Source organism: Rhodopseudomonas pentothenatexigens, assembly GCF_900218015.1.
In the GTDB taxonomy this organism is placed as follows: Bacteria; Pseudomonadota; Alphaproteobacteria; order Rhizobiales; family Xanthobacteraceae; genus Rhodopseudomonas; species Rhodopseudomonas pentothenatexigens.
On record NZ_UFQQ01000031.1, the window covers coordinates 8279 to 24382 of the forward strand.

Sequence of the window (16104 nt, forward strand, 5' to 3'; positions counted from 1 at the left end):
GCGTAGCGTCGGCTCCGGCCGGCCGCCGCGCTCGCCGTGATCTTTGCACTGCAAAGGTCTGCCGAGCCATCAGCGTTGGTCAGGACCGTGAAGCGCCGTCGGTTTTCACGGCAGATTCACAACGATTTCACGCTCGTCTGACGAGCCGGTGATTGGCTGACTGTTGCTACGCGAAGCGATGGTCAGCGGAGTTGGTTCTCCGTCCGGCTAAGTGCCGAAAGCCGTCCGAGCGTTGTGGTTTGTCAGCGAAAGGACGCTCCGGTGGACGATTTTCGGGACGAGGGGCAAGAAGCGCAGGCCGAAGCCACGTCGACAGGGGTTGCTCTGACGCGCCGCGAAATTGTCGTTGGGCTGTCGGCGGCATCGATGCTGGCGACGGAGAGCGCGTCGGCGGAAAGCGACGGCCCGATCGTCCGGCCAGCGCGATGGTCGCGGGACCCGAGGGTGTTCGGTGTCGAGATCGACTACCTTCCCTATGGTTCCGTCGCCATCTTTCCCGAAGTACTCGGGCCCACGGCGTCCACGGAGTTCACGTTCGGTCAGAACGCAGCGGTCTCGGCCTTTGTCTTCAACAAGGTTAGCTTCTCCGACACCGGAACGTTTTCTTTCGGGATCGGCTGGTCCCGAAAGAACGATTCGTGGCTCGTCGTGGGGCAGTTCGGTAGGTCGAACGAAGCAGGTGCAAGGGCGGAAGCGGACTTCGGCGACTTCATAGCCGGCAAAGCATCGCTGAAGTTTCGGCTGTCGAATGTGCAGGCTGGCCAAGTCGTACGGGCGTTCTTCGGCCCCGCAGTCGAATTCGATCGGAGCAGCGGCGCGGAATTCAGTATCAAGGTGCAGATACACGTGCCGGACGGCCAGCGGCCGCCGTTGCGGCCGGAGATTCGGTTCGCCTATGCGTTGCGACCGCTTGCGGCGTTCGGACTATGGGCATTCGACGGGCGGCTGCGGATCAATAGCCTCGACATCGGCGTCGTCGAACCTGACGAGGGGGACGGGGCATCGGTCCAAGGCGTGCGGCACCGGGATGCACTCAATCATTCGCGGCCTTGGCCTCGTTCGCTGGTCTATCTCGGAGGTGCGAGGGCGGCCGATCTGAAATGGGCGCCTGAGACCGACAACAATCCCTATTGGGTCGGAAAGTTGGCTGCGGGCGCAGCGGCGAAAGTGGCGCTGGATGGAGCGTTCGAGCGCTTTTCGGTGCGGCAGTGGGGGCCGGCGCGCGAAAGTGCGGCCATCCTCAGAGCTCCCTTGGCGGTTACCCTGGTAGGCAGCGATCGTTCCGTTCCTGGGAGCACGTTCTACCTGTCGGAGGCGATCGCGATCCGCCATCGGATATGGAACGGAACGCGTGAAGAGATCTACGAGAAGATCGGCGGTCGAATCCAGGACAAGCCATTCCAGTTGTCGAGTGCGTATGGACCGCTGACCATCGAAGGCGATCCGTCGCCGCCCAAGACGAGGAAAGATGCCGAGGGCAGGGGCGCTTCCGTGGCGAGTCGCGAGGCGCTGCTGGCCTCGGAAAAGGGATTGACCCAACTCGTCCTCAAGGCACGTGACGATATCATCGAAGAGTTCGACGCGCGCGCCCGACTGCTGCACATTGCGATTCCCCTGGCAGACGGTTCGTTCGGGGCGTCCCACTCGGACAAGAATATGGTCTGGAGCCGGCTCGACCTCGCCGGCAGCGAAGTGGCCTTCAGGCTGCCGGTGAAGTCCGCGTCGAAATCCGAAGCGCCGGCTGCGCGTGGTGTCGTCACCATCTGCGAGGCACCGGCTCCGCTGCCGGCGCTCGACCAGAACTTACCTGTGAGTGCGGCGGTGGCGCTCGACGGAGCCAAGCTTGCGGTGCGGCGATCGTCCGACAATCTGGCGTTGGAATTTCAGTTCGCACGAATGGCGCTCGAGATCGGCAAGGATGGCGCGCGGATCGTTCCCAACCTGCGGCTGTCCGGCGCCGGCCAGGGATACGCAGCGGCGGCAGCTCGCGAAACGGCGCGGCGCCTTGATGACCGCCCGTTGCTGATCGTCAATTTTCCACCACAGCATGTAGCCGAAAGAGCGTACTCCCGGCAGATCAACGACGGAATCGCGTTGCCGGATGCGCCGATGAGCGAAACCGATCCGCTGTGTTTCACCAAGAGGCTGTTGGAATGGCGAAATGCCGGCATGGACGTCTCTCTCGAGGTTCGCCGGAAGCTGCGTGATGATCAGGAGGGGGTGAAGAGCAGTGATAAGTTGAAAGAGGAGTACGACGCCATCCGTGCTCTGCTGGCCAACCCTTCAATTTGGGATGAACGGCTCGGCCTCGACGGCGCTACTCTCAATACGTTGAGGGATCGGTGGGATCGGCTGCCCGCGGAGCAACGCGACGTATATCTCGGCCCGAATCCACTGGCGATGGACCCCGATGTCAGAGCCGTGACGCTCGAGATCTGGCGCGCTTACATAAAAAACACGACTACTCCGGCGATCGAAATCGAAAATTTGATCGCACGACTGCCTGACGTCGAGCTTGAGGAGGCGGTCATCGACGACATCAAGCGCCGGCTGAATGCAAGCAGAGACACGAAGACGACGCCTACTGTGCGCGGCTCGTCGTCTTCCGGCCTGGACCCCAAGCCTGTCGGCAATGGACCAAATCTCGACAACGAAATCCACAAGGAGAAGATTAGGCGAAGCAGGGACTACAAGGAAACGGTCGCCTGCGCTGCCAAGTTCGCTGAGAAGCCCGGTATTCCTATTCGCCTTCAGGCTTCGCTGGCGACCTATCGTGGCCGCGAACCCGTTCGCGCCGCGGCTCGGGCCGAGGGCACTGATAGGGATTTTCTGACCAAACTACGCGCATTCGTGCAATCCGCGATCGATGAGCCGAAAGGCGAAAAGTTCGAGGCGATTACGCAGGCCCGACTGTCCGGCGCGACACGGCTGGTTTTCCGGTTCGATACCGCCGACCCGGTGGACGGCAAACGTGCCCGGCGACATATCGACTACTCCATCGACGGCTTGACCGATTGGGGCGAATTCGATCTGGCGGTCTGTTCGCGCGCCGAGACCGTCGAGAAGCCGGTAGGAAGCCGAATTCCGCATCTGGCTTTCCGGGCCGCCGAAGGCGACGCAGCCGTCATCTTGAAGCACAAGGGTATCAAACCCGGCCGATCGATCGAGGGTCGGCTGAGGGATATCCGCGAGTCGCTGCGGCCGCCGTCGGACGATGAGACGGCAATTGAATTACCGTTCCGTCTGACCTTGTCGCCCGACCAGTTTGCGCGGTTTCGCACCCGCCGGTGGGTCGACTGCAGGGTCCTCAGCGACGACAAGGACTGGGCCGTTACCCCGCATCTGTGGTCAACCGAGCTCAACATCACGGCGGCACCCTCGGTGGTTCGGGCGATCTGGTCGCCAGACTTCAGGCCGGAAGTCTTCGGATACGCCCGACCGCCCGAGCGAGGGTCCCGGGCACCATGGCTCACGATCCCAGATGCCGACGAGAACTTCCGGACGTCGCTGGATGCTTACGACCGTCACGAAATCGTGGCGCTGACCTCGGTCTACGGCCTTCCGGTGATGGGGCGCCGCGACGAGGGCGGTGTCATGCTGGCGGATTCGCACCAGTTCGAGCCGCCGGATCCCTACAAACTCCGGGACCTGAAGTACTACACGGTCGGCAATACCCAACGAGATCTCAGCGGGATCTATATTCCAAAGTCGCTCGACATCGAGGAACTCCGACTGACGGCGCTCGGCGGTAGCCTGCGCCACGATACCGGTTTCGTGCCGCCGGCGTCGGCATTGAAAAAGAATGGAGACGCTCTGTTCGACGCGTTCTCGGTCGAACGGTGGCGACAGATTACAGTGCTCGGCCGCGATATCGAGGTCGAGGTCGTCTACAAGGGCTTCCTGTTTCCGCTCGGTGTGCGGGCGGCTCTGGTCAAGCTAACGGAGCGTCGTTTCGTCCGCAATCCGGCGACCGGTCACGTCTCCGCATTTCTGATCCAACGCAAATTCATCCGCATCGGCAATCCTGAAAAGAATTTCCCAGCGCTTGGCCAACCGGACAAGTCACGACGATTTCCCGTCAATCAGTTGTCGATGCTGACCACAGTCACGCCCGACATCGTCGATCCCGAGAACAACCGGTCCGGATCAGCCTGGTCGGCGACAAACCCAGTGGTGATGGAGCATCCGAGCGGCCGGATCGATTTTCAGGCTCCCGATGGCAACAAACTTCCGGGCCTGGCGTTCTGGCCGCGCACGACACCGGGAGTGTCGGGCAATATCGCGTTCGAGTACGTCATCGACAGCAAGACCAGCCCGCTGAGGATGCCGCTCGTCTTCGTCGACAACGTCGCAGCGAACAGGGCCGACTTCCTCCAGGCTTTGACGGCGTACTACAACGCCGGGCCGGCCGGCTTGCGGGTCGTCGACCATGGCGGCGCCAAGCGCCGCTACGCCGAAGAGAACGCCGACGGAGAATGTGAATTCGAAACCAACCGGTGGGAATTCAAGGCGGAAGGCCGCGCCGGCGGCAATGCCTTCTTCAAAGAGAACCAGACGAATCTGTATTTCGCCTTCGATCCGTTGCTGCAAGGGGCGGATCAACCGCCGTTCTATCCGTTCGTCGACGTGGCCAACATTCGTGTCGGGCAGGCCGAACGATTCGTCGGCCGTTCGCTCGGATCGGTCGACATGGAATTCGACCCCGACTACGTCAACTTGGGCTTCGGCGGAAATAACATCGCCGACAAGTATCTCAAGGTGAAGAGCGGCAAATGGCCGATCGACATGGGCGATTCCGGCGATCGCTCCGGTGGCATTGCCCGGCCGGCTATGGACGTCACCTATCTCTCCCGTCGAACGGGCCTTTTCGCCGGCGATCCAAAGCCGCCGAGTGGCGTTCCGGCGGCCGCCGTTCCGGTCTCACCGGATGCCGACGCGGGGCCGCCGCCGTCGCTCGATCTTCAGGACTTCTTCAGCGACGACGCGAAGCTACTGGGGCTGATCTCCTTCAAAGATCTCTTGAAGCTATCGGGCGCAGCGGCACCGGAACTGAAGGAGCGAGTCGAATCGGCCACCGAGGAAACGCTGGAGTTCTTACGGCAGAACGTCATTCCGGACGTCGAACGTGCGATCGACCGCCTCGACCTGATGTGGCGAAGAGCGCAGGAGGGCGTCCAAAAGGCGACGCCGACCAACGCTGAACTGCTCAAGCTCGACCTGGACAAGGTCTATCCCGACATCGCCTCGGCGCTGAAAGACCTGCGGCTGAAGTTGCGGCTGACCAAGGCGGCGGCCGGTCTCGGTGCCATCCAGGCCGTCACCGAACTGCAGGCCAGCGGCCGCAGGTTCGTCAATGCGGTAAATCGTTTGCTGGCAGATCCGATTGCTCCGTTGCGGCAGGATTTCCGCGACAGATTCCGCAAGCTGTCGGGGGACTTCTCCAAGTTGAGCGATGGAATTGGCGAGACGGTTCGACAGGCGGTTATGGCGGTCAAGACCGAGGTTGCCAGCGGGATAGGCAACTTCTTCTCCACTCATCAGGCCGAACTGGCTCCCTTCGGTCGGTTGCTCGTGACGCTGCCGCCACCCCACGATTTCTACAGCCTGCTTCCGTCGGAACCCGAGCCCCGACGATCGATGCCGGAAAGTGTCGCGAGCGCCCTGGACGGCGCCACACGCAGCGCCGTCGAGACATTCATACGAATTGCGATCGACAATCCTGTCAACCCGGACATGGCGCTTCAGAACGCGGCGGACAAGGCGATCCAGGAAGTCGGATCGGCTGCAGCAGCGGCCGATGGATCGCTGAAGAACATCCTGAATGCTTACCGGTCCGCCATGGAAACGAAGAGGGCCAAGCCAGCACGCGAGATGATCGCCGCTTTCGGCGGACCACTCTACAAGGACATCAGCGAGACCCTGCCGAAGCTGGCAGCGCTCGAGCGCGAATCCAGAAAGCTCGATGGAGACATCGTCGAACGATTGAGCCGGATGTTTGGTGAAATTCTCGCGGCCCAAGCGAAGATGCTCGCAAAACGGACGTTCGAGGAGCGCATTGCCGGAGTATGCGACACGGCAACGAGCGCATTCGGCGAGTTCGTCACCGCAAATTCCGCCGTTGGTTTATCGGCCCTCGTCAATGCGTTTGAGCAAGTTGCCGACAAAATCGATTCGGTGCGAACGACGGAATTCCAGGACCTGATGACCAGATTTCGCGGCTTCCGCGAGGGAGGCGATCAGGACGTCGGAAACATCTGCAGATTGCCATCGGGCGGTACCACTCCCAGCGCGGGAATGAAGATCTATGCGTTCGCGCGGATGCGCGAACTGTTCGCGATCAAGGCCGACCTGGTGGAAGCCGTGGGCCGTCTCGCTGCCGACGTGGGTTCAGAGACTGCAACGACAATCGCGGACACATGGTGCCAAGAATTGATCGAGACCGTCTACACGTCGTTCGTCGAGAGCAACGAAGCCGTCGCCAAATCGATCCGGAAGCTGAGAGACGCTATTCCGGAACCCGCCGCAACACCGGCCGACGCGCACGGCGCGATCGTCGCCGACTTGAAGCGCACCTCGCGATCGGAATTGGAGGAGTTCGCTAAAGAACTGGACGAAGCTCGAACGCGAATTGCAGCGCTGCGACAAGGCGACCTCGCGACAGCGAGACCACGCCTCGCCGATCTCGGCGCGATCATCGTGGGAGACGGCAGTCCTGGCTCGGGGCTCGCTGCGATCCTCCGGAGGCGCGAGGCCGCCCTCCTGGAGCTGGTCGGGAAGATCACCAGTGCGGCAGACGGGGTGTCCACGCAATTGACGCGCGTGTTCACCGGAATGACTGCGCCGATATTCGAGCAGCTCAAAGCAAAGATCTACGACCCCCTGCTCACCTTCCGGTCCAACAACTGGAAGACGTCGCTGTCGGTCGACAACGACGTCCTGTCAATTCTTGCAAAGTTGCTCAAGGGTCCCGACGGCAGGCCGTTGGCGGGCCTGTTCGTGGTGGGAGACAACACCGCCAAGCCGGGTGACATTCCACAAGATCAACTCACACGCGACGTCGCCGATCTCGCGGTGCTGTCGAAACCTCCGGCGGGCCTGAGTACCAAGGAGTACGTGGCCAAAATCCTTGCGTTCACGGATGCGTTTGAAAAGCAAACGGCGTCTCCCGTCCTCTTGGTGCGCAATCTGTCGTTGGTTCTGACCGCCGTCTTGCGCGGCGACATCTCCCAGTTCGTCGATCTCAAGCAGGTTCGCCGCGAGATCGACGAGGCGGTACGCAAGATGGTCCCGGCCCGGATTTCGCGCAGCTACGATTTCAATCTGGGTTTGGGAGATGTGGGAGAGTTGGTCAGTTTCGACCCGCCGCGCGCGCACCCCAAGGGATTGCCTGGCAAGCTCGTTCTGCGTGCCAGCGGCACGGTCGATCTGTTGAACGCTAAGCACTCGACCTTCGATGCCGAAGGGTTCGTGCCCGGATTCAAGCTGAAGCTGTTGCCCGCCTTCGACGTCGCCACCATCCATTTTCCGCCGTGCAGCTTTTCGTCTGGATCCGGCAAGCCGTTCGATTTTTCGATGCGCGTGGAACGCGTGCAGCTTGGTGCGCAGGTCAAGTTTCTAGAGGAGCTTCAGGAAATTCTCGGTGCGCCGAAGGACGGCACCGGCTTCTTCCTGCGTCTGCTCACCGGCCGGAACAACATCGGCGTCGTTGCTGGCTACGCCTTCGCGCTGTCGCCCATTACGCTCGGCAACATGTACATCGACAATCTGTCGCTCAACGTCGCGGCGGAATTACCGTTCGACAAGGGCGACGCCCGCTTCGTCGTCAGTATCAGCCGTCCCGAAGCGCCATTCATGATTTCGGCGGCGCCTTACGCAGGTGCTGGTCATTTCGGGCTGATTGCCAATCCGAACGGCATCGTCGGCTTCGAAGCATCGTTCCAGTTCGGCGGCGGCGGCGGATTTTCGTTCGGCCCGCTCTCGGGATCGGGCCGGATTTCGGTTGGAATCTTCGTGCGCACCATCGAGGGATACACCGATCTCTACGGCTTGTTCTATGCGGGTGGGTCGGCTCGGATTGCCTGTTTCTCGGTCTCCGCACAACTCAATGTGCGCCTCCAGCAGTCAGGGGCGAACGTCGAAGGGGAGGCCATCTTCACGTACTCGTTCTCTATCGGGATCAAGGATATCGAATTCTCCGTGACGGTGTTCAAGAGAGAGAGCGGCGGCAAGAACGCGAACACGGCGTCGTTGTCGCCGGATACGACCAGGTTCGCGGACGTCATTGATCTTGATCGCTCCGAATACCGAGAAGCCTTCGCATCGGCCGAGCCGCAGGCGAAGCTCAGCAGTCTCACGTTCTGCAAGGCGGAGCATTTCGGAAAGTACCAAGCGTATTTCGCGCGGTTCGACGAAGTGACGCCGCGAAGCTCCAAGCCAGCCGCATGGGTGTTTCAATGACGGATACAGTGGTCAATGCATCGACGCGCGTCGTCGCGGCGGGACTCGTCGAAGGCAGCGAGCGTCTTCGCCTCACCGTGTCGTTCATGCCGACCCGCGCGAAGGGAGAGGACGGCGTAGCGGGCGTCAATCTTGAATCCTGGCCGAGCGGCATCGAGGGGTTGCTGTGCGGCCCGAGCGAATCGAGCGCGTTGCACTACTTCGTGGAGCCGATCCCACGCACGTTGCCAGGGAGGCCGGCGGCACCGAGCCGATGCGTCCCCGTGGCGTTGGCGAGGGCGCGGCCGCAAACGCTCAATGAACTTGGCGCGACGATTGATGATCTGTGGAGGTCGGTTTGCGACCATATGGCGAACGCCATGACCGACAAGGACCGGTTCTGGCAAGAACTTGGCGAGCTGTTCGATGAAAGCAGCGCCGGCGCCGACAAGTATCACAGACAGGTCGACGGTAAATCGGTCCCCAACGTCCTCCCGACCGGGCGCGCGGACAGCGCGATTCTTCATGTGTTGGCGCGCGCGCGCCGAGCGGCGCGTACGGTTGTTGAGGGCGGCGTGCGGACGACCATCGATACGGCGTCGACGTCGAAGGTGACACCTTGGCCGGACAAATTCTATCGCTCCGCGGGCAAGGACGCCGCCGAGAAGGAACGTGCCTGTCGGCTGTCGGACGAAAGGAAGCGGTTGGAGGAGGCCGCCGAAAAGTACGCGGGCGACTGCCGCAAGGCAGCGGCATCGATCGCCGCCAGCAAAGAGGCAAATCTAACAACGAGCGGCCGTAGCGCTGCGACGGCCGCTTTGCTGTCGCCCGGGTCGGTCGGAACGTGCGGACCGTCGTGCGAGGATTTGTTCGACGAAGGCAAATACGAAAGCCTGCTGGCGCGCGCACGGGCACTGCATCAGGTCGCGATGCTGCCCGACGATACCACGACTGCTCCGAAGGACCGCCCCCCCGGCGCGCTGGCGCAGGCGGACAACGAGAAGCTGCAAGATCGCTGCCAAATCGATACGACGACCTATCCGGGCCATTTTGCGCGGGTGTTGATGACGCTCGTGAAGTCTTATCCAGCGCTCGCACGGGTGTTCCGTTTCAGCGTGGATGTCGACATCGACATCGATCCGGCCACCTTGGCGCAGGCGTGGCGGGACGACGACCATGGCAATGAGGCGGCCTTCCTGATGCTGGCAGCGCGGGTTCCGGCCGGCGACGATACCAAAAGAGTCGAAAAGTGCGTGTCAAAGTGCGTGTTCACGCTCGCCAAACTCACCAGACGCAAGAGCGATCAGCAATTCCTGGCGTTTCACCCGGTCACACGGGAGGAAGTCGAATTGCGGCTGGAAGGCTGCACGACCCAGAAAATTCGCGCCAGCGGCTCGGTGTCGCAGATCGGCGGCGTTGTGGATCTCGGGCAGCGCACCACCAAATCCGCAGGGCCGTTTTGCGGCGACCACGCGCGCTACGAGATCATCAACATCGATCCGGTTTTGGCCACCGAAGCCGGTCTGCGCGAGGCACAAAAGCAGCAGAGTGTGGCCGACAACGCGGCTCGCACGGCCACCGAGGTTGCGAGCGCGCGGAAAGCTTTTGCTCGCGAGATCGAGACCGGGATCGTCAGTCGCGGCATGGTCCTGGTCGATCGCTGGCGCAGCGCGGCGGTGATCGGGGAGATGACGACGGCGCGGCTGTTCGCGGATGTGAAAACGCCGCTGCGCCTGCTGGATGCGGACGACCTCACCATCGGCTATCGCCTCGACGTGATGGCTCGCTCGGCCGACGATCGCGCGAACAGATGGCGGAGCCTGATGGACCGGGAGATCGATTATCGCGATCCGCGGCCGGAACGTGACGAAAAGGATCTGTTCGGGAAGTGTTTCGACGCGCTCGGTCTCAAATACGGCAGCGACCTGCGTCGTGATCTGGACGCCGCGATGATGATGCCGACCGCGCGCCGCCGACTGCTGGCCGGAGGCCAGCAGATGGTTCATGTCGAAGAGTGTATCGCGGGCTGGGAGGGAGACCCGCTGTCGCTGACTTGCAAGCGGGAGGAGATCGAGGTCAAGCGCGGAACGGAGATTGCGATCACTCGGCTGTTCGATCTTCCCAGCACGGCGACTGAAGCCACGCGGAAGGCGTGGCCGCTTCGCTACGGCTGGGCGTATCGGTTCGGCATGAGACCGGTGTGGGTCGGCGGCGTGGCGGTGCCGCTGGAACGGGCGGCTGCCGTTTACGACGCTCGAGGGCCGCTCGGCGACGTGACGATGCCGGTGACCAGCGGTCGCGACGGTGCCCCGCGGGCCGGCTGGAGGCGCTTCCTCCGGCAGGAAGCCGTTCTGCCTCCGATCGCGCTGTTGCCCAAAGGGATCGCGGGGGAAACCACGTTCATGTGCCGGCAGTCCGCCGTCACGTGCATTCTGCGCACCAGCGTGATCGAACAGCGCCGCAAGACCGAACAGACTTGGCGCGTTTTTTTGCCTCCGCAAGTCTCGCTCGACGAAGCGATGCGGCACGGCGTCTTCGACGATATCCGCAACAAGGAGTATCCCGACGGCGCGCTCGCGAACATCGATTATGACCAGCCGATTCCAACGCAGCGGTTGTTGAAGAATGGTTTGAGGGCGCCCGAAGGCAAGGAGCCGCCGAGAATTGGTTTCCCGCAATTTGGCCGTGTTCCGGTTCGCCAGGACGGCAAGGTGGTGTTTCCGGCCAGCGACCAGCCATTGGAGCAGTTGACACCAAGCCATTTCGCGATCGTGTCGCCGGCGGAAGGGACCGGGCGAGACTCTTCGGACGCGTCGGACGTCTTCGGAGGCGAGCCGGTGTTCCGCATCAAGGCGCGAAGCGGAGTCGCGGAGCGAAAGCGACAACAATTTTATCCGGACCCGATGGCGCGCCAGCTCGTCCTGGCGGTTCGTCGCGCCGGCGAGCCGGTCGGCACCGGTTATTTCGAAGGCGCCCCTCGCGTCATCGACCTGTCGGGCAGTCCGTATGAGCAAGTCAAACCGGTCGCGCTCGTCGTCGAGCGGCACACCGACTCCGGCCTCCGCGTGGGGGAACCGAAGCAGGAAGACTTTTGGGCAGGAAAGGACGAAGACAGATTCATCGGCGACTCGGCCGAGATGAAAGGCGACGGTCCGAAGTGTTTGGTGCGGGTCGCGACGCTCGTTCTCAAGCCGGGTGAAGCCGTCGAACTCGATGCCTGGTACATTCCGACCGAGGCGCTGCTGCGTGCATATTTCGACCTGCCGGAGACCCTTGCAGTGATCGCCGCCGCGTCCCGCAATGCGCCCGGCCAAGACATTCTGGCGGCGCTCAACCGGCATCTGACGAGCAAGGAGGAAAAGCCATTCGCTTTCTCGGCTGGAGAAAAAGCCAAGCTCCGCCAGCAGGCCGCGTGGGTCGGCCACTCTGGAATCACTGTTGATCCGGTGGGCGTCGCCGCGGCCGCCGAGATTTTGTACCGTTTCATTTCGCGACGTCCGCTTCCGGAATTGTCGTGTGTTCGCACGTTGTCGCTGTTGCATGCAGTCGACCGACCGCAGCGCGCGCCGAAATTCGCTGGCGACGACGCCGTTTCGCGGCTTCGCGCCTACCGATGCAAATCGGATACGCCGGCCCGATTGGAAAAACTGAAACAGATCGCGTCCGAAAAGAATCTTCCGCCTCCCCATGGGCAGGAAGGGGACGATGGGATCGTCTTCTCCGGCAAGGTTCGCTTCGATCGGGACGGCTGCCGACAGCTCGAACTGGTCGCGCGCTGCATTTCGATGGAACGATCGGCGATCGACGATACGCGTCTCGGCCGGACCAACCAGCAACGCCTGACCGGCGAGTGGCCGGAACGCGTCGCGGTCGAACCATCGAAGGACGGAGAACATCGACAGGACGGAGCCGCCAAGGAGTTCATCAGCCGCAAGGCGCGCTATCTTTTCGGGTTCGATGTCGACAGCGCGGGCAGGGTTCGGCTGCCGAAAGAGACCGTGCCGATCCTCCAGATCGAGGATTTGCAGCAGCGGGGTAAGGAGTCGTCGTATCTGGCGGGCCTCGAAACCGTCGATCTTGTCGAAGCGCAGATCGCTTCGCTGGAGTCGAACAACCGCGAAAAGATGCGAGGTGCGCTGCGGACACTGGCCGGCGATTCGATCGCTGGCCAGTTGGCGCGCAAGATGGAAGTGCATTTGCGCGCGGCCAGTCGTTTCGACACCTACTTCCGGCAGGTCGTCCCAACCAAGGAGTCGCCGGTGCCGGAATCGGTCTTTCCGGCCGACCCGTACGCGGTCGACAAGATCAAGGTGACGAGCATCGATCCTCGCGGCGCAATCCGGTCCGGCGATCATGCAGACACTGCCCCGAAGCCGGGCTCCGACCAACTGCAAACGATCTGGATTCCGGCAACTGTCCGTCCGACCAGGCCGAAGGTGCACGCGGCACTGCCGAGCTACACGATCGATTGCGAGACCGACGTCAGCAAGAACGTGATCGGACAGTCCGGACCGCCGAAGCCGATACGGATCTCGAGTCTCGCGCGCCGATCACAAGTGAGAATTTTCCTGGATCGCCCATGGTTCTCCTCCGGCGAGGGCGAGCGGCTCGGGCTGGTGCTGTGGCCTCCGCACCTGCTCGAAGTGTCGCAAGATCCGGAAAACCTGCAGGCCGGCAGGGTCCCTCGGCATGTGCTCTACGAAAATCGACCCGATCTATCGACGGCGATGGATTTGGCGACTTTTGTCGACGAGGATCTGGGGCCCGGCGGCGCCTTCACGACCCGCTGGGGTGCCGATCCGATCCGGGAGAGTGCCGGCCCCATCGGCCCGTTCCTGACATGGCAGTGCCTGATCGGCGACGCAAAGGGTACGGGGGCCGCGACCGATGGGGCCGCGCGTCGCGGCCCCGCATCCGGGACGCCGGAGAGTGATTTTGACAGCGATTCTCCGGTCTATGTGCCGAAAGTAGCCATCCCACTGAGGGATCCGCGCGAGCAGAAATCCGGAGAGAGAGCCGACGCTGCCGCCATCGAACCAACCATGACGGCGGCACTGCTGACCTATGTGCCGCGCTTCGACGTCGAGACGGAGAAGTGGTTCGTTGACGTCGAGCTGAAACCGGATCGGATGGTCGAACCTTTCGTGCGTTTTGGACTCGTGCGCTTCCAACCGAATGCCGACCCTCGCGTGCAGGTCTCGGCGCCCGTCACAGTCTGGGCGCAGCTCTATCCCAGACGCGACCTGCAGGTGTGGAAGGAAGGCCGTAACCTGGAAGTGCAGGTCTCGGGGTATTCCGCGCAAAGGGCATCAGGCAGTCTCCGCGGAAACCGCACGCAGGGGCTCATGCGTATTTCAGTGCTGGAACTGTCGAAGTCGGCGTCGGGGCACGCTGTCGAGACTGTCGCTCCTATGGTCGACGGTAACGTCCGAAAGGCGGCGGTTCGTCTGGTGGAGCGCGACGCCAAGCCGGCGCCATACTTCGCTGCCGTCGGCGATGCCACTTGGCGCGCCGCCTTCGCCCTCGCCACCGGCCCCGAAGCCCCCAGCAGGCTCGCGGTCGTGGTCGAAGAACTCGATGAGTACGCCTCGACAGAGGACGAGGATGCCGCCCCGCCGCCGCCCGCGCCTGAGCAAAAGGCGAAGCCGGAGCCCCAGCGAGGGCTCGAGCCTCCGGTCGGAGTGACGAACGGCGGGCGGGCTCCGACATCGAATGCCCAGCAGAACAGACTGGCGCTGGAGCCGATCGTGGCCGCCGGCCAGCCGGCTCCGCCCGGCGTCGTCCGCAGTGGTCCGAGGTTCCTCGCGCGCGTCGAATACGAAAACCTGTCGTCGCCGTAAACACCGATCAGTCCGCCTTCGGGAACGGAGAGGTCCGAAAATGCGCTGTTCGTACTACGCTTTGGTGCTGTGCCTCGTGACATCGGTGGCAAGCGCCGAATCGATCAAGATCCTCCACAAGGTCGATCCCATTGCCCAGCCCTCACCGATGTCGTGCTGGGCGGCGGCGGCGACGATGTTGAAGAACTGGCGTTCGCCGGTGCCTTCGACGATCGCGGCGCTGGTCAAGGTGGCCGGGCCGAGATTCGAGCAAATCTACGGAAGCAGTTTTCCGCCGACAAACTCTGGAATTCCTCCCGCTGACGAGGCCGAATTCTACCGGGCCATCGGCCTCGTCGTCGTTCGCGGACTCAATCCGACCATTGCCAAATGGGCCGAGCTGTTGCGCACGAAGGGGCCTCTGTCGATCACGGTCGACGCCACGCCTTCCCAGGGATTCATACACGCCCTCGTCGTCGCGGGATTGGACGGCGACGGCACGCCCGGCGCGACGATCGTCAACTACATCGACCCGGCGGACGGCAAAAAGCACGACGTGGTCTTCCGGGAGTTTCTCAAGCTTTACGAAGGCTCGGCCAATTGGCCGTTGCAGATCATGCACAACCCCTAAACCGAAACCGCGCGCCACGGGCGGCAATGTCGCAACGACTGTCACGTTCATCAGAGGAGGAAGTCATGTCGGTTCATCTCAGGATCACCAATGTCAAAATCGAGGGCGAGTGGATCTCCGGCGTCGTAACGGTGGAAATCACCGAGATCGGATTAAACTTGTCAACGCCATTCAGAACGAAAAAGGACGTCGAGCAGACGATCGATCTCGGCAGCGGCATCAAGCTGGTCGGGGTCTTGACGCTGGAGGCTCCCAACAACGTCTGTTTTGCCGGGGAAGTGAAGAAGCCGCCTTTCTCGTACGACTTTCCGAAACAGTGTTTTCCGATCGGCTAGCCCGATTCGGTGTTCGATATTCCGACGATGGGACGTGGTCGTCCGAGGTGTCAGAGGTGACCGTTCTATGCGTCGATCATCCTATTGGTTGAGAGTAACCATTCTGCTGGCGGCGAAATCCATCGCCGCAGGCGAGTGCCCGGCAAGCCACGATTTGGCTGGTTGATGTCGACGGAAGAGTCTCGGCCGACCCATTTGCAGCCGTCTTGAGGTGGCTCGACGAAAATCACAATGAATTCGCCCGATCCGATTTGGATATCAGGATGGTCCGTCGGCGGTACACCGATCGATCGATGTTGTCGAACCACGGCAGGAGATGACGATGTGCGGCAAATACTTCTGTTCAGTCGTGCTGCTGGTGATGCTGGTCGCTGGCAAGGCGTGGGCACAGACCGATACGTGTGCGGTGCGTTGCCCGAATTTTGCTCCCCTCTACAATAGCGACACGTTCATGTGTCAGGAGCGGGGGGTCGAACCGATCGCTTTGGAGAACATCATCATCGGCGGGATCAACAGCATTCCGAAGGTGGTCAAGTATTTGTTCGGGTCCTTGAAACGCGAGATCGAACAGAACAAGCGACGCCAGGGGCGACCAGACTGCAACCATTCCGCGTCGTATTATCCCCAGTTCAAACCCGATCTGTTCGGGAAGGCTGTGTGTGCGTCTCAGTACAAACTCTTCAAGGAGTGGGCGGTCGACGATAAGCCGTACAACTTCAAGCGTCGCGATATTCAGTTTACCGTCTGGTGCATCGGCACGTACGGAGTTGCCATCGGCGATGGGGATTTCCCCCTGCAGCGCTGGAAGCAGAAGCTCAATACGGTATCGTTGCCCGACGGTTGATTTGGTCCGGAACGGCTGAATATCCTCTAAGTGCGGGCT

Annotated in this window: 5 protein-coding genes; all 5 read left to right on the forward strand. The window is 62.1% G+C overall.

What is annotated here, in order from left to right:
• Window positions 1-261: 261 nt before the first annotated feature.
• The 5 genes from DWA33_RS21515 to DWA33_RS21530 all read left to right on the forward strand — a co-directional run bounded on the left by DWA33_RS21515 (window position 262) and on the right by DWA33_RS21530 (window position 16065).
• Window positions 262-8457 carry a hypothetical protein gene (locus tag DWA33_RS21515; RefSeq protein WP_147270279.1) on the forward strand — a complete coding sequence of 2732 codons (8196 nt, stop codon included), beginning with the start codon at window positions 262-264 and terminating at the stop codon, window positions 8455-8457.
• Entirely contained in the window at window positions 8454-14276 is a 5823-nt protein-coding gene (locus tag DWA33_RS21520; protein ID WP_147270280.1) for a hypothetical protein, read from the forward strand. The genes DWA33_RS21515 and DWA33_RS21520 overlap by 4 nt, the downstream gene beginning before the upstream one ends.
• Before the next feature lie 40 nt (window positions 14277-14316).
• Complete coding sequence (locus tag DWA33_RS25300; RefSeq protein WP_167443254.1) at window positions 14317-14886, forward strand: papain-like cysteine protease family protein; 570 nt, start codon at window positions 14317-14319, stop codon at window positions 14884-14886.
• A gap of 65 nt (window positions 14887-14951) precedes the next feature.
• On the forward strand, window positions 14952-15221 hold the full coding sequence (locus DWA33_RS21525; RefSeq protein ID WP_114360550.1) for a hypothetical protein: 270 nt from the start codon (window positions 14952-14954) through the stop codon (window positions 15219-15221).
• Window positions 15222-15543: 322 nt separating this feature from the next.
• Window positions 15544-16065 (forward strand): hypothetical protein, encoded by a 522-nt coding sequence (locus DWA33_RS21530; RefSeq protein WP_147270282.1) that lies wholly within the window; start codon window positions 15544-15546, stop codon window positions 16063-16065.
• The last annotated feature ends 39 nt before the right edge of the window (window positions 16066-16104 follow it).